This is a genomic window from Diaphorobacter sp. JS3051, from assembly GCF_015832135.1.
Taxonomy (GTDB): Bacteria; Pseudomonadota; Gammaproteobacteria; order Burkholderiales; family Burkholderiaceae_C; genus Diaphorobacter; species Diaphorobacter nitroreducens.
Window position 1 is genome coordinate 1,638,901 of record NZ_CP065406.1, and the last position, 20,413, is coordinate 1,659,313.

16 protein-coding genes are annotated in these 20,413 nt (G+C 68.3%); all 16 read right to left on the reverse strand.

Annotation, left to right across the window (positions count from 1 at the left end; translation table 11 throughout):
• Window positions 1–2: 2 nt before the first annotated feature.
• Window positions 3–1,574, reverse strand: coding sequence for a bifunctional aminoglycoside phosphotransferase/ATP-binding protein (locus I3K84_RS07800; protein WP_196995857.1), 1,572 nt, complete (start codon window positions 1,572–1,574; stop codon window positions 3–5).
• A gap of 45 nt (window positions 1,575–1,619) precedes the next feature.
• On the reverse strand, window positions 1,620–1,847 hold the full coding sequence (locus tag I3K84_RS07805; RefSeq protein WP_015914103.1) for a hypothetical protein: 228 nt from the start codon (window positions 1,845–1,847) through the stop codon (window positions 1,620–1,622).
• A gap of 9 nt (window positions 1,848–1,856) precedes the next feature.
• The gene (locus I3K84_RS07810; protein WP_231403433.1) at window positions 1,857–4,430 is read right to left on the reverse strand and encodes an ABC transporter permease; all 2,574 of its coding nucleotides are present in this window, start codon (window positions 4,428–4,430) and stop codon (window positions 1,857–1,859) included.
• 72 nt (window positions 4,431–4,502) lie between these two features.
• Window positions 4,503–5,393, reverse strand: coding sequence for a formate dehydrogenase accessory sulfurtransferase FdhD (locus I3K84_RS07815; RefSeq protein WP_011806559.1), 891 nt, complete (start codon window positions 5,391–5,393; stop codon window positions 4,503–4,505).
• A gap of 114 nt (window positions 5,394–5,507) precedes the next feature.
• Complete coding sequence (locus I3K84_RS07820; RefSeq protein ID WP_011806560.1) at window positions 5,508–5,900, reverse strand: hypothetical protein; 393 nt, start codon at window positions 5,898–5,900, stop codon at window positions 5,508–5,510.
• Window positions 5,897–7,102, reverse strand: coding sequence for a formate dehydrogenase subunit gamma (locus tag I3K84_RS07825; RefSeq protein ID WP_011806561.1), 1,206 nt, complete (start codon window positions 7,100–7,102; stop codon window positions 5,897–5,899). Before I3K84_RS07825 ends, I3K84_RS07820 begins: the two co-directional genes overlap by 4 nt.
• Before the next feature lie 13 nt (window positions 7,103–7,115).
• Window positions 7,116–7,349 carry a hypothetical protein gene (locus I3K84_RS07830; RefSeq protein WP_011806562.1) on the reverse strand — a complete coding sequence of 78 codons (234 nt, stop codon included), beginning with the start codon at window positions 7,347–7,349 and terminating at the stop codon, window positions 7,116–7,118.
• Window positions 7,346–7,966 (reverse strand): formate dehydrogenase FDH3 subunit beta, encoded by a 621-nt coding sequence (gene fdh3B / locus I3K84_RS07835; RefSeq protein WP_011806563.1) that lies wholly within the window; start codon window positions 7,964–7,966, stop codon window positions 7,346–7,348. The genes I3K84_RS07830 and fdh3B overlap by 4 nt, the downstream gene beginning before the upstream one ends.
• A gap of 10 nt (window positions 7,967–7,976) precedes the next feature.
• Window positions 7,977–10,946 carry a formate dehydrogenase subunit alpha gene (locus I3K84_RS07840; protein WP_196995858.1) on the reverse strand — a complete coding sequence of 990 codons (2,970 nt, stop codon included), beginning with the start codon at window positions 10,944–10,946 and terminating at the stop codon, window positions 7,977–7,979.
• Between the two features lie 21 nt (window positions 10,947–10,967).
• Window positions 10,968–11,180 (reverse strand): formate dehydrogenase, encoded by a 213-nt coding sequence (locus I3K84_RS07845; protein ID WP_172208232.1) that lies wholly within the window; start codon window positions 11,178–11,180, stop codon window positions 10,968–10,970.
• Between the two features lie 172 nt (window positions 11,181–11,352).
• Window positions 11,353–11,991: a molecular chaperone gene (locus I3K84_RS07850; protein WP_196995859.1), complete on the reverse strand. Its 639-nt coding sequence runs from the start codon at window positions 11,989–11,991 to the stop codon at window positions 11,353–11,355.
• Complete coding sequence (locus I3K84_RS07855) at window positions 11,988–14,051, reverse strand: 4Fe-4S dicluster domain-containing protein (RefSeq protein ID WP_196995860.1); 2,064 nt, start codon at window positions 14,049–14,051, stop codon at window positions 11,988–11,990. The genes I3K84_RS07850 and I3K84_RS07855 overlap by 4 nt, the downstream gene beginning before the upstream one ends.
• Window positions 14,011–14,694, reverse strand: a complete 684-nt coding sequence (locus I3K84_RS07860; protein WP_196995861.1) for a DUF3306 domain-containing protein — start codon at window positions 14,692–14,694, stop codon at window positions 14,011–14,013. The genes I3K84_RS07855 and I3K84_RS07860 overlap by 41 nt, the downstream gene beginning before the upstream one ends.
• On the reverse strand, window positions 14,687–15,268 hold the full coding sequence (locus tag I3K84_RS07865; RefSeq protein ID WP_196995862.1) for a DUF3305 domain-containing protein: 582 nt from the start codon (window positions 15,266–15,268) through the stop codon (window positions 14,687–14,689). Before I3K84_RS07865 ends, I3K84_RS07860 begins: the two co-directional genes overlap by 8 nt.
• Window positions 15,269–15,289: 21 nt before the next feature.
• Window positions 15,290–18,181 carry a formate dehydrogenase subunit alpha gene (fdhF, locus tag I3K84_RS07870; RefSeq protein ID WP_196995863.1) on the reverse strand — a complete coding sequence of 964 codons (2,892 nt, stop codon included), beginning with the start codon at window positions 18,179–18,181 and terminating at the stop codon, window positions 15,290–15,292.
• Entirely contained in the window at window positions 18,178–20,163 is a 1,986-nt protein-coding gene (locus I3K84_RS07875) for an NADH-ubiquinone oxidoreductase-F iron-sulfur binding region domain-containing protein (RefSeq protein ID WP_196995864.1), read from the reverse strand. The genes fdhF and I3K84_RS07875 overlap by 4 nt, the downstream gene beginning before the upstream one ends.
• Window positions 20,164–20,413: the final 250 nt, after the last annotated feature.

Below are 20,413 nucleotides of genomic sequence, written 5' to 3' on the forward strand. Positions count from 1 at the left end.
CATCAAGCACCACCCTCCGCGCCACGGCCCGCCGCCTGCCAATGGCGCCACAGCGCCACCGCATCCCATGCCCGGTCGGTGGCCACGTCCAGCACCTGTGCCTGCTCGTCGGGCGCCAGTGGCTCGGCGCTGTCCTGCTGGCGCGCGAGCACGGCCAAGCTAGCCTCCGACGGGTCGGTGCCGGCCGCGCTGCGGCGCAGCACGCGCTCGCGCAGTTGCTGTGGGTCCGCATGGCAATGCAGGATGGTGAACGGAACACCCAATTCGCTTGCCAGCGCGCGAAAGGCGTCGCGCTCGCGCCGGTGCAGGAAGGCCGCGTCCACGATCACCGGGTAGCCTGCCTGCAGCACGGCGCGCGCCTGCTGGCGCAGGTGCGCGAAGGTGCGCCGCGAGGCCTCGGGGGTATAGATGTCCACACCCCGCGCGGCGGAGCTGTCCAGCGCCGCCAGGCCATACAGGCGCTTGCGCTCTACATCCGAGCGCAGGCGCACGGCGCCTTGCTCCAGCAGCGCGGCGGCGACGGTGGACTTGCCAGACCCCGACAGTCCATAGGTGATCAGCAGGCAGGGGGCCAGCGGTGCGGCCAGGCGTTCAGCGCAAGCCAGATAGTCCGGCCCCGATGTCCCCGCCAGACCCTGCGCGGCACGCAGACGCGCGGCCATGGCCCGCACCAGCGCGCGGTAGATCTCGTAGGGGCGCAGCACGGCCAGGCCGGCATAGTCGCCCGTGACCGCCAGGTAGCCGTCCAGGAAGCGCCAGGCCAGGTCCGACCGGCCATGGGCATGCAGGTCCATGCTGAAGAAACCCGCGTCGGCCAGCGTGTCGATCCAGCGCAGCGGCGGGCTGAACTCGATGCAGTCGAAGGCGGTGAGCGCACCCGCCAGCAGCACCACGTTGCCCAGGTGCAGGTCCCCATGGCCTTCGCGCACATGGCCCGTGGCGTGGCGCACGGCCCAGCACTGGGCCAGCGTGGGCTGGCGCGCGCTGAACCACGTGCGCAGCGCCGCCAGCCGCGCGCGCTCGGCTTCGCCGAGCAGCGGCGCCAGCGTGTCCAGCACGCCGGTGATGGCCTGCTCCACCTGCACGGCCGTGCCCCAGCCGCCATCCGGCGGCGCCACCGGCGCGCCGACGTGAAAGCGCGCGAGATGCACGGCAAACGCGTCCACCTGCGCGGGCAGCAGCGCGCCGGCGCGCACCAGGGCGTCGGCCTCGCTGCCCTTGGGAAAGCGGCGCATGCGCAGCACCCAGTCGATAGCGTTGCCGGCCTCCCCCACGCTCCCCAGGCGCGGCGCCTTGGCGCTGCCCACCACCGGCAGTATGTCCCGGTAGAGCATGGGCGCCAGGCGCTGGTTCAGCCGCAGTTCCTCGCCGCAGAAATGGCGCCGCGCCTGCAGCGTGCGGAAATCGGCAAAGGGCAGGTGCAGCGGCTTTTTGAGCTTGTAGGCATGCGTAGGGGTCAGCAGCAGATGCGACAGGTGCGTCTGCACATGCTCCACCGGCCCCCCCTCGGCCACGCCCAGGGCCCGACACAGCGCGGCAGCCAGATCGGCACTCTCGTCTGCGTCAATAAGCAAATTGGCCTCCAGCGCAATACCAGCAAGCGCTGGCAGCTATCAAAATCATTGTTGACGATGGCGCAGCGAGGCGTCCCAGGCCGGGTTGGGCAGGCCCTGGCCGGCGTACTGCTGGTTGCGCGAGTTGGAGCGCCACACGCCGCCGCCCACGCCCACCTGCGGCTGCGTGCGGTACCAGTACCAGCGCCCGTCTTCGTCCTGCGCCAGCCAATCCCAGCCCTCGGGCGCCTGCGACCAGTCGGGTTCCCAATGCGGCGTGTCGTGTTGCGGCATGGCCCCTCCTCACTCCTGCGCTGCGCTGCGCAACGTCTGTACCACGGGGCGGCGCAGCACCTCGCGCAAACCCCACCAACCCGCCGCCAGCGCCAGCAGCGCACCCGCCAGCGCACCGGCGATCGGCACCCAGAACTGGGCCGTCCAGCTGAAGTCGAACACATAGCGCGCCAGCGCCCAGCCCACGGCCACGGCCACACAGCTGGCCAGGAAGCCCGCCAGCAGGCCCACGCCGGCCAATTCGGCACGCTGCACCTGTCGCAGCAGGCTGGCACGCGCGCCCACGGCACGCATGATGGCGAATTCGCGTGCGCGCTCCTCGCGCGTGGCGGTGACGGCCGCGAACAGCACCACCAGCCCAGCCGCCAGCGTGAAGGCAAACAGAAACTCCACCGCGCGGATCACCTGCGCCAGCACCCCTTGCACCTGGGCCAGCGTGGCGCTCATGTCCACGTTGGTGATGTTGGGGAAGGCATGCACCAGCGCGTTGTCAAAGCCCGGCTGCTGCGGTGCGCGGTAGGCGGCCAGGTAGGTGTAGGGCACGTCGGGCATCTGCGCCACCGGGTACATCACGAAGAAATTGGCACGCATGGAACTCCAGTCCACCTGGCGCAGGCTGGTGATGCGCGCCTCGCTCTGCACGCCGGCGATGTCAAAGCGCAGTCGATCGCCCAGCTTGAGGCCCAGCGTCTTGGCGATACCCTCCTCCACGCTCACGGCGCCGTGCTCGTCGGGGGTCCAGCGCCCGCCCACGATGGGGTTGTGCTCCGGCGCGTCGTGGGCGTTGGAGAGGTTGAACTCACGGTCCACGAGGCGCTTGGCGCGGTCGTCCTCATAGTCGTCCATGCCCACCGGGCGGTCGTTGATGGCCACCAGCCTGCCGCGGAACATGGGGTACCAGTCGTACTGCGCCACGCCAGCCCGCTGCAGCATCTGGCGAAAGGCCTCGGCCTGGTCCGGCAGGATGTTGATCACGAAACGGTTGGGCGCCGTGGCCGGCGTGGCACGCTGCCAGCTGGCGATGAGGTCCGTGCGCAGCAGCACCAGCAGCACCAGCGCCAGCAGCCCCACCGCCAGACTGCTGACCTGCACCACGGCATAGGCGGGGCGCGCGGCGATCTGGCGCGTGGCCAGCACCAGCCAGCGCGGCGCCGTGGTCTCGCGCACACTCTTGCGCAGCAGCCCCACGGCCGCCCAGGCCAGCGCGGCAAACAGCAGCGCGGCTGCGGCAAAACCACCCACGGCGATCGCGCCCAGCTTCCAGTCGCGGCTGACCACCAGCAGCAACGCCGCAAACCCCGCCACGCCCAAGCCCAGCACAGCCAGGGACGTGGGCCGCACATTCCCCAGGTCACGCCGGATCACGCGCAGCGGCGGCACCTGCGCCAGCTGCAGCACCGGCGGCAGGCCGAAGGCGCACATCAGCGTGAGGCCCACGCCCACGCCGAAGGCCACGGGCCAGAGGCTGGCCGCAGGCAGTGCCGATTCCACCAGCCCCGCAAGCAGCAGCACGAACACATGGTGCACCGCAAAGCCCAGCAGCACACCCAGCGCGCTGGCGAACAGGCCGACCAGCGCAAACTCCATCACGTAGGCGCCGGCGATCGTGCGCTGGCTCTGGCCCAGCACGCGCAGCAGCGCGGCGGCGTCCAGATGCTCGTTGGCGAAGCCGCGGGCGGCCAGCGCCACGGCCACGGCCGAGAGCAACGCCGCCAGCAACGCCACGAGGTTGAGGAACTTCTGCGCGCGGTCCAGCGTCTGGCGCATCTCAGGCCTGCCGCTGTCCAGCGACTCCACACGCACGCCGCGCATGCCCGGCTCGGCCGCCGCCGCACTGGCCCAGGCGGTGAAGCGCTTGACGGCGTCCGGTGTGCCGGCCACCGCAAAGCGGTAAGTGATGCGGCTGGCGGGCTGCACCAGCCCGGTAGCGGGCAGATCCATCGCATTGAGCATCACGCGCGGGGCAAAGTTCATGAAGCCCGCCCCGCGGTCGGGCTCCAGCGTGATGATGCGCGTGATGCGCAGTTGTGTGTCCCCCAGCAGCAGGAAGTCACCCAACTGGAGCGCCAACGACTCCAATAGCGGAGCGTCTACCCAGACCTCGCCCTGCGCCGGAATGCTCTGTGTGGGAATGCCGGGGCGCTGCGGGGCGTCCGCCACCTGCAGGCGGCCGCGCAACGGGTAGCCCGGCTCCACGCTCTTGAGCGCCACCAGCCGGCTGGCGCCGCCCTGCAGATCGGGCGCGCGCCCCATGGTGGGAAAGCTCAGGGTGGTCACGCCCGTCAAACCCAGCGCCCGTGCCTGCTCCACAAACGCGACGGGCGTGGGGTTGTCGCTGGCCACCACTGCGTCGCCTCCCAGCAGTTGCAGTGCGTCGCGCGCCAGGCCACCCTGAAGTCGATCCGCAAAGAAACCCACCGAGGTGAGCGCTGCCACGGCCAGCGTCACAGCGACCATAAGCAGGCGCAACTCGCCCGCGCGCAGATCACGCCAGAGCGTGCGCCAGCCCAGGCGAGCCCATGGCACAGCGATGCGGCCGGTTGGCGAGTCTTGCGAAGATGCGGAGGCGGGGGATGCGGGCATGGCGTGCATCATGCCACCGGCACTATGTGTGCCTCCGTGCCCGCCATTGGCCACATAGGGCCCCTTGCGCCGCTACGCAGCGGGTACAGGCGGCGCCTGTGCCAGCTCTGGCTGCAGCACCAGCCGATCCGCCCCGCTGTAGCACAGAAAGCGCCGATTGGTCGCACGTCCGATGGCGCACAGCCCCAGCTGGCTGGCCACGGCATGCCCCATTTGCGTCATGCCGCTGCGCGACACCACGATGGGCACCCCCATCTGGGCGGATTTGATGACCATCTCGCTCGTGAGGCGACCCGTGGTGTAGAACACTTTGTCGCTGCCCTGCATGGCCTCGGCAGGCTGCTGCATCCACATCCAGCCCGCAATGGTGTCAATGGCATTGTGGCGTCCCACGTCCTCCACAAAGACGAGCATCTGCGGCCCCTGGAACAGGGCGCAGCCGTGCACCGAGCCAGCGGACTTGTAGGTGGATTCCTGAAGTCGGATGGCGTTGACGATACCGTACAGCTCGGCCTGCGTCAGTTGCGCGGGAGGCAGGTGTATGCCGGCCACCTCGTCCATCAAGCCGCCGAACACGCTGCCCTGGCCACAGCCGGTGGTGACGACCTTGCGCGCGGTGCGCTCTTCGATGCGTGCGATGCCGCGGCGCGTGGCGACGGCGGCGGCGTTGACCTCCCAGTCCACGGTGATGGACTCGATCTCCTCCACGGAATCCACCAACCGCTGGTTGCGCAGGTATCCCAACACCAGCAGCTCGGGGTGTGCGCCCAGCGTCATCAGCGTGACCAGTTCGCGCCGATCCACGTACACCGTGAGCGGGCGTTCGGCGGGAATGTGCAGCTCTTCGCGCTCGCCTCTTTCGTTGATGGCTTGCACCGCATGGGTGAGCGGCGCAACCGCCTGCGTGAGCCGCGGCACACTGGCATGGCGAGAGAGGGTCTGTGGTTGGGACGTTGGCGTCATGGGTGCAGCGTACACGTAACGACGCCCCGGCGCGCAGAGCGCGGCGGGGCGTGCAGGACAGAGGCCACGGTCACCGGCCCACGGGCCTCCAGGCACCGCGGACTGGCGGCTCGGTCAGCTCTTGGGGGCCGACGCGGCGGCGGCCGGCACGGCCGTGTTGGGGGGGCTAGTGGCAGTGCCCGCAGGCGAGTGAGCACCCGCGGCCTCAAGCGGCTTGGCCTCCGGCGGCGTGTAGCTGAAAGGACCCGGATCAAGGCACGCGGGGGCAGGAACCGCAGGCGCGGGGTTCGGCGCGGTGCGGCGGTAGTGCGCCACCACGCGGTCCTGTGCCTGACACAGCTTATAGGCGTCCATCTTGCCGGACCATGCGGCCTTGGCGGCGGTCTCTGCCGCCTTGGCCTGTGCCTCGGGCGACAGGGGTGGTAGCTTGGCGGCTGCCACGCCGGCCAACGACGCCAGCGCCAGACCCGCTGTGCAGCGGCGCACGAGAGTTGCTGCAAAAATCATGAGGTTCCTCCTACGGCGGGGTGGGAAGGCGTGGTTTGCGCGGCGGTAGCCGCACCACTGCGCTGTGCGGGAATCTTGCCGCTGCGGACATCGTCGGCCCACAGCTCATGGTGCTCGCGCGCCCAGGCCTCGCTCACGTAACCGGTCTTCATGGCCTTGTAGGCCCCGCGCATGCCGATCGTGCCCATGTAGATGTGGCCCAGCAGCAGCGCCATCATCCAGAGGGCCAGCGTGGCGTGCACCATGTGGGCGATCTGCATCTCTCCGCGCAGCAGGCCCCAGCCGGGGATCAACTTGTCAAGCACCAGGCCCGACAGCACAACAAACACGCCGGGAATAGTGATGCCCCACCAGAACATGCCCTTCTCGCCTGCGTTGAAGCGGTGCGACGGCACTTCCTTGTTGGTGAACATGCCACCTGCCTTGGACAGCCAGACGAAGTCCGCGCGGTTGGCGATGTTGTCCTTGATGAAAGTGACGATGATCACCGTGAGCGACACGGCGAACAGCGGGCCCATGAAGTTGTGCACGTTCTTCGCCGCGTACGCCAGCCAGCCGAAGAGCTGTGCGCCCAGCACGGGCAGCAGGAAGAACTTGCCGAACGCCATCAGGATGCCCGTGATGGCCAGCGTGACGAACGCAATCGCATTGGACCAGTGCGCCGCGCGCTCGAAGGGCGTGAAGCGCTCGATCCGGCGACCGCCAGCCTCGGCATCCGCGTGGCCCAGGGTGCCCTTGGTCACAAAGAAGATGGCCAGCGCCAGCACGGTGATGCCCAGCAAGGCCGCGCCGTAGGGAATGATCCAGTTATTGCGCACCTCGCGCCACGCCTGGCCTGCCGTGGTGTAGCGCGAGCCGGGGTATTGCGCGAACGGCTGGATCAGGTTGCCGGCCTCAGGGGCCTGGCTCGCCGGCAGGCTGCTGTAGCCCGTCACCCCATCTCGCACCTGCCGCCACATGGGCGCGTTGTTGCCCGGCTGAACCTTGGCACGCTCACCGTTGGTCTGCTGGGCGTAGCCCGGCTCCTCACTGGCATCGGGCTTCACGTCGAAGATGTTCTGGCTTTTGACGGCACCAACCGCCGCCGGCACAGGGGCAGCGTCTGCCGCCGCGGGCGCTGCCGCGTCGCTGGCGGGCGCCGCCGGGGCCTGCGCCCACGCGGCACCGCTGGCAAGCAGCAATGCACACAAGAGGTGTTTCATGGCAGACCTCGCATCACCGCACGCGGTTGTATTCGTTTTGGCCGTATTGCATGCGGGCCTTGAGCTTTTGCTCCCAGCTGCCCGCATCGCCCGCCTTCCAGTCGGGAGAAGTGAAGTTGCTGCCCGTGCCTGCGTAGGGCGGTGCGTCGTACTTCACACCGCCGCCGGTCTGCGGTTTTTCGCCGCAGGCCGTCAGGGCCACGGCTGCGCCCAGGGCGCCCAGAACATGCCATGCACGCGTCTTCATGACTTTGCTCCCGCCGGCGGCTGGCCGGCCTGCTTGGAACCATAGGCCGTGCCCCAGCCCCAGACCTCGGCGCCCTTGCCGCGCTGGACCACGCGGGTGCGGAAGATGTCGGCGACCACGTCGCCGTCACCGGCCAGCAGCGCCTTGGTGGAGCACATTTCGGCACAGGCGGGCAGCTTGCCCTCGGCCAGGCGGTTGCGTCCGTACTTCTCGAACTCGGCCTGGCTGCCGTGCTCCTCGGGACCACCGGCACAGAAGGTGCACTTGTCCATCTTGCCGCGCACACCAAAAGTGCCCTGCGAGGGGAACTGCGGCGCACCGAACGGGCATGCATAGCTGCAATAGCCACAGCCGATGCAGACATCCTTATCGTGCAGCACCACACCTTCTTCGGTGCGGTAGAAGCAGTTCACGGGGCACACCGCCATGCAAGGCGCATCGCTGCAGTGCATGCAGGCGACCGAGATGGACTTTTCACCGGGCACGCCGTCATTCAGGGTCACCACGCGGCGGCGGTTCACACCCCAGGGCACTTCATGCTCGTTCTTGCACGCTGTCACGCAGCTGTTGCATTCGATGCAGCGCTCTGCATCACAGATAAATTTCATGCGGGCCATTGCGGTCTCCTCACGCAGCTTCCACGTTGCAGATCGTGGTCTTGGATTCTTGCATCATGGTCACGCTGTCGTAGCCATACGTTGTCGCGGTGTTCACGGCCTCGCCACGCACCAAAGGCGCTGCCCCCTTGGGGTAGTACGCCAGCATGTCAGCGCCTTGCCAGCGGCCGGAGAAGTGGAATGGCATCCACACGGTGTCGGGCGCTACGCGCTCGGTGACCAGGGCCTGCACATTCAGGCGTGCGCCGGTGGGCGAGCTGAGCCACACGCGGCTGCCGTTGCGAATGCCACGGTCGGCAGCGGTCTTGGGGTTGATTTCCACGAACGCTTCCTGCTGCAACTCGGCCAGCCAGGGGTTGGAGCGGGTTTCTTCACCACCGCCTTCGTACTCGACCAGGCGGCCCGACGTCAGGATGAGCGGGAACTTCTCGTACACCTTGTCGGCCACATTCTTGTCCTGCAGGCTCTTGTAGAGCGTGGGCAGGCGCCAGAAAGCCTTCTTGTCCTCGTGCGTGGGGTACTTGGCCACCAGATCGGGACGCGTGCCATAGATGGGCTCGCGGTGCTGGGGAATCGCATCGGGGAAGTTCCACACCACGGCCCGCGCCTTGGCGTTGCCAAAGGGATGGCAACCATGGTTCTTCATGACCACGCGGATGATGCCACCCGAGGGGTCGGTCTTCCAGTTCTTGCCTTCGGCCGCCGTCTTCTCGGCGTCGGTCAACTCGTCCCACCAGCCCAGCTTCTTGAGCAGCACGTGGTCAAACTCGGGGTAGCCGGTGGTGATGTCTGCGCCCAGTGAGTGCGATCCATCCTCGGCCAGCAGGTTCTCGCCATTGCGCTCCACGCCGAAGTTGGCGCGGAAGTTACCGCCACCGTCCATGACGTGCTTGGATGTGTCGTACAGGTTGGCCGTGCCTGGGTGCTTGAGCTCGGGCGTGCCATAGCAGGGCCACGGCAGACCAAAGTAGTCGCCAGCGAAGTCGTAACCGGTTTCCTTGTCCTTGCCACCCTTGGCCTTGAGGGTCTTCACGTCGAACACGTGCATGTTCTTCATGTGGGCCTTCAGGCGCTCAGGGCTTTGGCCCGTGTAGCCAATGGTCCAGACCGAGCGGTTGATTTCGCGCAGGATGTCTTCGACCATGGGTTCATCCATGCCCTTGACCTTCTGCATCTTGTAGTTCTTGACCAGTTCCTTGTCAAAGCCCAGCTTTTGCGCCAGCTGGTACATGATCATGTGGTCGGAACGGCTTTCCCACAGAGGCTCGATGACCTTCTCGCGCCACTGCAGCGAGCGGTTGGAAGCCGTGCAGGAACCGCTGGTTTCAAACTGCGTGGCTGCAGGCAGCAGGTACACCGCGCGGTTGGGGTTCAGGTCTTCGGGCTTGCCGGGCATGGCGGCCATGGCAGCGGTGGCCGATGGGTAGGGGTCCACCACCACCAGCAGGTCCAGCTTGTCCATGGCGCGCTTCATTTCGAGGCCACGGGTCTGCGAATTGGGGGCATGGCCCCAATAGAACACACCGCGCAGGTTGCTGTCCTGGTCGATCAGCTCGTTGTTCTCCAGCACGCCGTCAATCCAGCGCGAGACGGTGATGCCGTTCTTGGTCATCATCGCGGGCGTGGCGTACTGCTTCTTGATCCACTCGAAGTCCACACCCCACACGTTGGCAAAGTGCTTCCACGCGCCTTCGGCCAGGCCGTAGTAGCCGGGCAGCGAGTCAGGGTTGGGGCCAACGTCAGTCGCGCCTTGCACGTTGTCGTGGCCGCGGAAGATGTTGGTGCCGCCACCGCTCTTGCCCACGTTGCCCAGGGCCAGCTGCAAGATGCAGGAGGCACGCACCATAGCGTTGCCGATGGAGTGCTGCGTCTGGCCCATGCACCATACGATGGTGCCAGGGCGGCTGTCGGCCAGCATCTTGGCAACCTTGAACATCTGTTCTTCTTTGACGCCGCAGGCCTCTTCCACCTTGTCGGGTGTCCACTTGGCCATGACCTCGTCACGCACCTTTTCCATGCCGTAGACACGGTCGTGGATGTACTTCTTGTCTTCCCAGCCGTTCTTGAAGATGTGATAGACCAGACCGAACAGGAAGGGAATGTCGGTGCCCGAGCGGATGCGCACGTACTCGTCGGCCTTGGCAGCGGTGCGGGTGAAGCGTGGGTCTACCACGATCATCTTGCAGCCGGTTTCCTTGGCATGCAGCATGTGCAACATGCTCACGGGGTGGGCTTCAGCCGCGTTGGAGCCGATGTACAGAGCGACCTTGCTATTTTGCATGTCGTTGTACGAATTGGTCATGGCGCCGTAGCCCCAGGTGTTGGCCACACCCGCCACGGTGGTCGAGTGGCAAATGCGCGCCTGGTGATCGCAGTTGTTGGTGCCCCAGAAGCTCACGAACTTGCGCAGCAGGTAGGCCTGTTCGTTGCTGTGCTTGGAAGAGCCGATGAAGTACACGCTGTCAGGGCCACTGGCCTTGCGCAGTTCCAGCATCTTGGCGGAGATTTCGGTCAGGGCCGTATCCCAGCTGATGCGCTCGTACTTGCCGTTGACCAGCTTCATGGGGTAGCGTAGGCGGTACTCGCCGTGGCCGTGCTCGCGCACTGACGCCCCCTTGGCGCAGTGGGCGCCCAGGTTGATGGGCGAGTCAAACACCGGTTCCTGGCGCACCCAGATGCCGTTCTCGACCACGGCATCCACAGCACAGCCCACCGAGCAATGGGTGCACACGGTGCGGCGCACTTCGATCTTGCTGTCGCCCAGGCCCACCTTGGCGCCTTCAGCCGCTTGCGACTTCTTGACCAGGGTAAGTTGCGAGGCTGCAATGCCAACCCCCACCCCCAGGCCCGAGCGGCGCAGGAACGCGCGGCGGTCCATGGTGGGCAGCGCCTGCGAGAGTCCGCGCCGCAAGCTGTGCACGAAAGGGGAAGAGGCCTGTGCACCTTGCAGCGCATGGGAAGATTTTTTAGTCAGCAACATGGCGAACCCCGCTGTGCCGCATCAGATGCGGGTGGTGTTGTAGTAGTGGCGGACATGGTCCGACTCGTGGTAGCCGCCGCCCCGCTCGGGGGTAGGGCGCGGGGCCTGTTCCACCACAGCCTGCGGGGTGGTCACCATGCGCGCAAGCACGGCCACGGAAGCAGCTGCGGCACCGACGGTGGCAGCACCTGCAAAGAAACGACGACGGGAAGGGGTGGGCTGGCGGTCCTGCATTTTTGTCTCCAGGAATGCTGGCAAGAAAACGGAAAAAATCGCGGCGTATGAAGCCGCATTCATACAGTCTATGACATTGGTCACAATGCGGCAACGTCACCCGAGGACCGGGCTCGCCTTTGGCGATGGGCCTGCTGCACCGTTGCACGTTCCGCGCTAGGTGCGGCGCCGCTTACTCGAGCATGTCGAAGCCCTGCGCCTCCACAGCCACGAAGGCGCGCGTGAACCGCGCCAGGACGGCGTAAAAGCGCGCCCGCGGCTGTTGCTCCAGCACATCACACAACTGCAGCACCCAGGGCTGGATATGCGCGGCAAAGAAGGTGCGCTGCGACTCCAGGTGGCACACGCCCCCATCGTCACCAGCGATCAGGTAGCGCATCACCTCGCACAGGTAGGCGATGTGGTCCTCGGTATCGGGCATGTCCTCCGGGGCGGCCAGGCCCAGGCGCTGCAGGTCGGTGCGCAGCCGCGCCAGGGGCTTTTCGTTCAGAAAGCCGCTCAGGTAGTGCGAGCCGTACAGGAATACCTCGGGCTTGCCCACGCCACCAAAGAGCGCGTCGTACTCGTCGGCCACCGCGCCGTCCGTCAGCTCACGCGCCACGGCAACGAGCTGCTGCCAAGGCTCCTGCAGAAAGGCGCCGCTGGCGGGCGCCTCGGTCACGGCGACGCGCAACGCATCCAGCAGCGCCGGATCGGGCGAGGCGTAGTACAGCTGGGCCAACAGGCCGTACAACTCTGCGCGCGCGGTTTCCTCATCCAGCGCGGAGGTGGTGGCCGGGGCGGAGAGGTGGGCTGTGGTGGGACTGCTCACAGGTCGGTCACTTTCGCTTCGTTCTGGGCGGAGTACAGGTCAATCACGCGGCAGTCGCCGCACATCTTGAGGCGTTCCAGCGCCTCGCCCTGGAACATCGGGTGGTCGGCCAGCCTGCCCAGCATGGCCTCGATGGCCTGCAGCGTGCCGAAAGGCTTGCCGCAGCGGATGCAGCCATAGGGCTGGGTCTCGTTCAGCACGCGCGGCTGGCCGCGCTCCAGCGTGAGCAGCATGCGCGGCTGCAGCGCGATGGCGGTTTCGGGGCAAGTGCGCTCGCACAGGCCGCATTGCACGCAATTCTGCTCAGTGAAGCGCAGCTGCGGTGCCTGCGGATTGTCCTGCAGCGCGCCGGCGGGGCAGGCGCTCACGCAGCTCAGGCACAACGTACAGCGGTCCTTGTCCACGACCACCGTACCCCACGGAGATGGCCCTTTGGGTAGCGCAATGGCCTCGGGCAACTCGCGCGCGGGGGCATTGGTCACCAGATGATCCAGCGCCAGCTCCAGCGTGGCGCGCTTGTCATTGGTCGGCGTGAAGCGGGCGGCCTGCGCCGGTACGCTGCCACACGCGCCGCCGATCGCGCGCAGCCCCGCATCCAGATCGGTCGCGGAGCGCGCATGCACGCAATGCAGATGCGTGCCCGTATAGCCCAGGCCGTGCAACAACGCCTGCGCCACCGCCATCTGCGACTGCAGGCCTTCCACGTACTGCGGTGCCTCGTCCCCCGTGAACAGCACCGCCACCTGTGTCGCCCCCTGCGCGATGGCACTGAGCCACAGATCGATACCGACACTGGCTGTATGCCACAGCGCCACGGGGATCATGTGCGCGGGCACGCCCTGGGCCACGCCCAGTTGGGCCGCGCGCCCCAGTTCATGCACGAGCTGCTGCCCGCTCTCCTGGCTGTGCAGCAGCAGGCTGGGCTGGCGGCCGCCGGCCTGGGCATAAGTGGACAGCAGGGTACGGATGCGCGTGCCCATGTCCTGCGCGGACGGGTAGGCATAGCCCATGGCGCCCGTGGGGCAGACCGTGGTGCAGGCGCCGCAGCCCACGCACAGGTGTGGATTGACCACCACCTGCTGGCGCACGGGGTCGCTGCTGATGGCCTCGGCCGAGCAGATGTCCACGCAGGCATTGCAGCCCACCCCACGGTTGCGGCTGTGGGCGCAGAGCTTCTGGCGGTAGCTGAAAAACTTGGGCTTCTCGAATTCACCCACCAGGTCGCGCAGGCGCAGCAGCGCCTGCAGGTCCTGCCCGTCCCAGCGGAAGTACCCCTGCGGCAGCGCGTGCTGCAAAAAGGTGGGCCCGGCGCCGGCAGGGCGCAGGTCCAGCACCAGATCAAAGTCCTGCGACTGCACCTCGGCCTCGCGCTCGAAGCGGATGGCACCCGCCACCGCGCAGGCCTTCACGCAATCGCGGTGGCCGGTACAGGCCGTCATGTCGATCTGGTAATCGAGCCCGATGGCGTTCTCGGGGCAGGCGGTCACGCAGGCATTGCAGCGCGTGCACAGGTCCAGGTCGATGGGGTTGTCCGCCGTCCATTGCAGCGCAAATCGCCCCAGCCAACCCTTGAGTGACACAACGCGCCCGCCCAGCACGGGAAAGCGCCGCTCTTGCCGGCCACCGGCATCACCGGGGCCTTGCGCGAACAGCGTCACGTCCAGCACGTCGGCCAGCAGCGTGGCCGCACGCTCGGCGGCATCCAGCGCGCCGATGATCAGCAGACGTCCACCACTGCGAAAGCTCACGGTGGGCACAGGCTCGGGCTCTGGCAGATGGGCCGCCGCCAGCAACGCAGCGATCTTGGGGCCGGCCTGGCGCGCATCGCGGCTCCAGCCGCCGGTCTCGCGAATGTTGACGAAGCGCAGGGGCGAAGTGGCCCCTTCAGTCTGCTCGGCCAGTTCGGTGAACAGGCGTTGTTCCTGGGTGCAGGCGACAAGCACCGTCTCGCCGCTGCGCACGGCCTGCTGGAAGGCGCCGGCCTCGCGGCGGCACAGGGTGGAGTGGAGCGTCAGCTCCTCATGCAGAGCCGTTCCCAGTGCCCTGGGGTCCAGAGGCATGGTCCGGTTGCAATCGCATATCAGCGTCTTGGGCATCGGGTAGGTGGCTGGCGGGCGCGGTCTGCTGCGGTGCAGCATCCGGCGCCTGCGGGCTAGGAATGGCGTTGCATACGCCGGACTGTGCCACATCGAGGTCGCCGGCGGCCTGCGGCGCCGCGATCACCCCAGCACCCTGGCCGGCCTTTGCCGTGCTGGAGCGCTCCTGCGGCGCGTCCTCCTGCACCAGCCCCAGCACCTTGGCGCTGGCGAGCTGGCGCAGCGTGCTCAGCGGCAGCGGCGTGGGCTGGGTGTAGTCGTCGATATAGACATCCAGCCCATCCATCACATTGAAGTGCGGGTCGCTGAACAGCTTCTTCATGGCGGCGTTGCGAACCTCCGGCGCCACGCCGCGCGTCACGAAACTGGAGAAGTCGGACTCTGGCGTGAGCGCCTGCACGTCCTGCAGCGTGGGCAACGGCCGCGCTGCGGCTGCCGGTTGCGCTGCTGGCTGCGCGGTGAGTTGCTGCGCGGGTGCCACAGGTGCTTCACGCTGCGGCGGCAGATCGGGCGCCGCAGCAACCTCCACCTCGGTCTGGGAAGCGGTTTCGGGGTCTCGCGCCTCCTGCTTGCGCCGCGACCAGCGGCCCAGGAAGCCCTCAGCCATGACCGCCCTCGCCTTCTGCCGGCGCACCACCGCCACCGCCGCCTCCGCGCGTCTTGCCCGTGGAGATGGAAGCGGGGTTGCCGAACCGGTCGGTCAGTGGGCGGAAGCTCTCGGGCCGGCGGCGGCGCTTGGGCTCGGGCTGGTAGTGCTCCGTCACGAAGGCCTGAAGCCATTCGCGCACCGGGCCGGGCGCGGGCACCTGGTCCACGTTTTCCTGCGCATCCAGCCATCGGCCCGCATCGTGGTAGCTCAGGCTCACATCGACCGGGCGCGCCAGCTGGTGCCCGTCCGCGCCGGGCTCCTCGTCCATGCGCCAGTGCACGAACCAACAGGGCTCGGGCGCGCTCAGATTGAGGTGGTAGCCCTCGACATCGTCGCGGAACAGCTCCACGGCGAAGCCGGGGAACAGCCAGTGCTCCTCGGTTTCGCTCTGGCGCAACAGGCGGGGCACGGAGCCAAACACGTCTTCATGCGGCACGACCTCGCCCAGGGACCAGCGCCAGGGCTGCCAGCGGTTGTTCAGGTGCTCTCGGCGCATGACCACAGCAACGGAGATAAAGGGGCGAGACGACATGCGCGCCACTGTACGCCGGAGTCAGCCGCCCTGCCCCTGCGGCGGCGCAATGCCCCGCACGGCCACGGCGCAATACTTGAACTCGGGGATCTTCCCGAACGGGTCCAGCGCCGCATTGGTGAGCAGGTTGGCCGCCGCTTCCACATAGGCAAACGGCATGAACACCGCACCGCGCGGCGTGCCGTCGTCGCGGCGCACACGCACCTGTACGGCACCGCGGCGCGAGCGGATCGCCGCCCAGTCGCCCGGCGCCAGCCCTAGGCGCGCCAGTTCGTCGCCGTGCAGCGAGGCCGTGGCGTGCGGCTCGATGGCGTCCAGCACGGCCGATCGCCGCGTCATGCTGCCCGTGTGCCAGTGCTCCAGCTGGCGGCCCGTGATGAGCACCAGCGGGTAGTCGGCATCGGGCCGCTCGTCGGCCGGGATGATGTCGGCCGGCACCAGCGTCACACGGCCCATGGGGGTGGGAAAGCGCTCGGTGAATACGATGGGCTGGCCCGGATCCTCGGCCGAGAGGCAGGGGTAGGTCACGCTGGACTCGCGCTCCAGCCGGTCCCAACTGATACCCGCGATGGCGCCGGCCATGGCCTGGCGCATTTCCTCGTAGACGGCAGCCACGCCAGCTTCTGCGCCCTCGTAGTCCCAGGCCAGGCCCATGCCCTTCGCCATCTGCTGCACGATCCACAGGTCGGGCCGCGCCTCACCCGGTGGCGTGAGCGCGCGCCGGCCCAGCTGCACCATGCGGTCGGTGTTGCTCACGCTGCCGGTCTTCTCGGGCCAGGCGCTGGCGGGCAGCACCACGTCGGCCAGCCAGGCGGTTTCGGTCAGGAAGATGTCCTGCACCACGAGGTGCGACAGGCGCGCGAGCGCCTGGCGCGCATGGTTCAGGTCAGGGTCGCTCATGGCCGGGTTCTCGCCCATGATGTACATGCCGCGCACTTTGTGCGGGTCGGCCTCATCGGCCAGGGCCTTGTGCATGATCTCGACCACGGTGTAACCCGGCGCGTCGTCCAGCGGCAAGCCCCAGAACTGCTCGAACCACGCGCGCGCCTCGGCGTTGTCCACGCGCTGGTAGTTGGGGAACATCATCGGGATCAGGCCCGCGTCGCTTGCGCCCTGCACGTTGTTCTGGCCGCGCAGCGGATGCAAGCCCGTGCCGGGCCGGCCGATTTGCCCGGTGACGGTGGCGAGGGCAATCAGGCAGCGCACGTTGTCGGTGCCATGCACATGCTGGCTCACGCCCATGCCCCAGAGGATCATCGAAGCCTTGGCCGTGGCGAACGCGCGCGCCACCTCACGCAGCGTGTCCGCGGGAATGCCGCAGAGCGGCGCCATGGCCTCAGGGCTGTAGGCGCGCACGTTCTCTCGCAGGGCCTCGTAGTTGAGCGCACGGTCACGGATGAAGGCCTCGTCGGCCAGGCCCTCCTCGATCACCGTGTGAATCAGCGCGTTGAGCACGGCCACATCGGTGTCGGGCCGGAACTGCAGCACGCGCCAGGCGTGGCGCCCGATGTCGGTCACGCGCGGGTCGGCCAGCACGATCTTTGCACCCCGCCGGGCGGCATTCTTCATCCATGTGGCGGCCACGGGGTGGTTGGATGTGGGGTTGGAGCCGATCACCAGAATGACCTCGGCATGCGCCACGTCGCTCACCGGGTTGCTCACCGCGCCCGAGCCCACGCCCTCCAGCAGCGCCGCCACGCTGGAGGCGTGGCACAGGCGCGTGCAATGGTCCACGTTGTTGCTGCCAAAGCCGGTGCGCACCAGCTTCTGGAACAGGTAGGCCTCTTCGTTGCTGCCCTTGGCCGAGCCAAACCCCGCCAGCGCCTTGGGGCCGTGCGCATCGCGCAGCGCACGCAGTCCGCCTGTGGCGCGCTGCAGTGCCTCGTCCCAGGTCGCCTCGCGGAAGACCTCGCGCCAGTCCTCGGGCCTCACCGCGCCCTGCCAGTCCTTGGGGACGCCAGGTTTGCGCACCAGCGGCACCGTGAGGCGCTGCGGGTGGTGCGCGTAGTCAAAGCCAAAGCGCCCCTTCACGCACAGGCGGCCCCGGTTGGCCGGGCCGTCACGGCCGTCCACGCGCACGATTTTTTCGTCCTTCACGTGGTAGGTGACGAGGCAGCCCACGCCGCAGAACGGGCAGACCGAGTCCACCGTGCGGTCCACCTTCTGCGGGCCGATGTGGGTCTTGGGACTCAGCGCGCCCGTGGGGCAGGCCTGCACGCATTCGCCGCAGGCCACACAGGTGCTGGCGCCCATGGGGTCGTCCAGGTCGAAGACGATCTTGCTGTCGGCTCCGCGCAGCGCATAGCCGATCACGTCGTTGACCTGTTCCTCGCGGCAGGCGCGCACGCAGCGGTTGCACTGGATGCACGCGTCCAGGTGCACGGCCATGGCCGGGTGGCTCAGGTCGGGCGCGGGCTGCGCGCGGCGCAGTGCGGCCAGTGCGGGGCGCACGGCCACGCCCAGCGCATCGGCCCAGGCGCTCAACTCGCCATGCTGCCCCGGGGGCGTTGGTACTTGGTCAAATTGTGCTCCAGCGCTCTCCTGGCAAGCGCTATCAGCTATTGTTTTTGCAGCGTCGTTCCACTTGTAGCCGGTCTCTGGCATGTCGGACAGCAGCAGTTCCAGCACCATCTGCTGGCTCTTGAGCGCGCGGGGGCTCTGGGCGTGCACGCGCATGCCGGGCGTGGGCGCGCGGCAGCAGCTGGGCGCCAGCGTGCGCTCGCCTTCGATCTCCACCACGCAGGCGCGGCAGTTACCGTCGGGCCGCAGGCCATCGGTGTGGCACAGGTGGGGGATCTGCACGCCGTGGCGGCGCGCGGCCTGCCACAGGGTTTCGCCCGGAAGGGCCTGCAAGAGTTCGCCGTCGAGCTCGAACGGCACGGCGCCTGCGCCGGTGTGCGGTGCGGCGCTCATGGGCGATCCTCCGGCACTGCGGCGGGCGGGATGCGCTCGGTGCGCACGCCGCCGCGCGGCAGCGGCAGGTCGCCGGGCCAGGGGCCCTCGCCCACCTCATGCGCAAAGTACTTGTGGATGCAGCGGATCGGGTTGGGTGCCGCCTGCCCCAGCCCGCAGATGGAAGCGTCGGCCATCACCTGCGCCAGGTCGTCCAGCGTGTCCTCGTCCCACAGCGGCGCCTGCATGAGCTGCGCCGCCTTGGCCGTGCCCACGCGGCACGGCGTGCACTGGCCGCAGCTCTCGTGCGCAAAAAAACGCATCATGTTCAGCGCCGCATCGCGCGCGCGGTCGTGCTGGCTGAGCACGATCACGGCCGCCGATCCGATGAAGCAGCCGTGCGGCTGCAGCGTGTCGAAGTCCAGCGGCACATCGGCCAGCCGCGCCGGCAGGATGCCGCCCGACGCGCCACCGGGCAGGTAGGCATACAGCACGTGCCCGTCGGCCATGCCGCCGCAGTATTCATCCACCAGTTCACGCAGCGTGATGCCCGCGGGCGCCAGCTTCACGCCGGGTTCCTTCACCCGCCCGCTCACGCTGAAGCTGCGCAGCCCCCTGCGTCCATGGCGGCCGAAGCTGGCAAACCACTGGGGGCCCTTTTCCACGATGTCGCGCACCCAGTACAGCGTCTCGAAGTTGTGCTCCAGCGTGGGCCGGCCGAACAACCCCACCTGGGCGATATAGGGCGGGCGCATGCGCGGCTCGCCGCGTTTGCCTTCGATGCTCTCGATCATCGCGGACTCCTCGCCGCAGATGTAGGCGCCTGCCCCGCGGCGCAGCTTGATGCGCGGCAAGGCGCACGGCGGGTCGGCCTGCAGTTCGGTAATCGCTGTCTGCAGGAGGGCGCGGCAGCCGTGGTATTCGTCGCGCAGGTAGATGTACACCTCTGCGGTGCCCACCACCTGTGCAGCCACCAGCACACCCTCCAGGAAGCGGTGCGGGTCGCGCTCCAGGTAAGTGCGGTCCTTGAACGTGCCGGGCTCACCCTCGTCGATGTTCACCGCCATGAGGGCCACGCCCCCACGCTCCCCGGCTTCGCGTGGTCCGCTGCCCGCCGAGGGGGCCGCTGCCTCGCTCGGGGCGGCCTGGCGCCCGGCAAGGGCCGCCTGCTCGCGCACGATGCGCCACTTGCGCCCCGCCGGGAAACCCGCACCGCCCAGGCCGCGCAGGCCTGAGTTCTCCATGGCCGCAAGCACGCCGTCGGCTGGCACGTGCCCCTGCGCCAGGCCGGCGGCCAACGCATAGCCGCCGCGCGCCCGATAGGCGGCCAATCCCACCCACGGCGGCGCGACCGCCTCCGGCCCGCGCGTGATCGCCGTTTGCGGCAGCGCTTCAAAAACAGGAGCTGTCGGCGCTTGAGGGTGCTGGGCCTGAGCCCGATCCGGCATCAAATCGACCTGCTCCAGCACCGCCCCCAGCGTGGCACGCGGCACCGGGCACTGGTGCACCACGGCCACAGGCGCCTGCTCACAGCGGCCCACGCACGGCGCGGCCTGCACACGCACGTCGCCATGGCCCGCGGCGCTCAGCCGCCCGGGCAGTTCGGCCAGCAACGCGTCGGCCCCCGCCATGCAGCAGGACAGCCCGTTGCACACGCGCAGCACCAGGCGCGGCGGCCCGGCGGCGTCGCGCAGCACCTCGAAGTGGTGGTAGAAGCTTGCCACCTCGTACACCTCGGCCATGGGCAGGTTCATCAGGCGCGCCAGCGCCACCAGGTGCCGCTCGTACAGCGCGCCGTGGCGATCGTTGATCAGGTGCAGGTGCTCGATAAGCCGGTCGCGCGCATAGCCCTCGGGCGGGCGCGCGCCGATCAGCGCCTGCACCTCGGCCAGGGCAGAGGCCTCGGGCTGGCGGCCCTTGAGGTGGGCCTTGCGGCGCAGGCGCTCGCGCAGATCGTCTGCCGTGGCCACGGGCACGGCGGTGAATTCGGGTCGGGAGATCATGGAATCGCGGGGAAAAGGAAGCGCAGGCAGTGTGCGCCGCCCCCCCCGCGGCGTCAATGCACGCCGTCCCACCTGGCAGGACTGAGGCGGGGCCCTGCTGTCCGGCACACCGCCCGCCCTCGCTTGCAGGCACTTCGCATGCCCTTGGCACCTTGGCCCCATACCGCTCCCGCTGCATGGCATTTCATCCAGCCGTCCTGCCTCCTTGCAAAGGCCGGTAAGATTCGCGCCCTTCAAAGCCGCGCTCCGC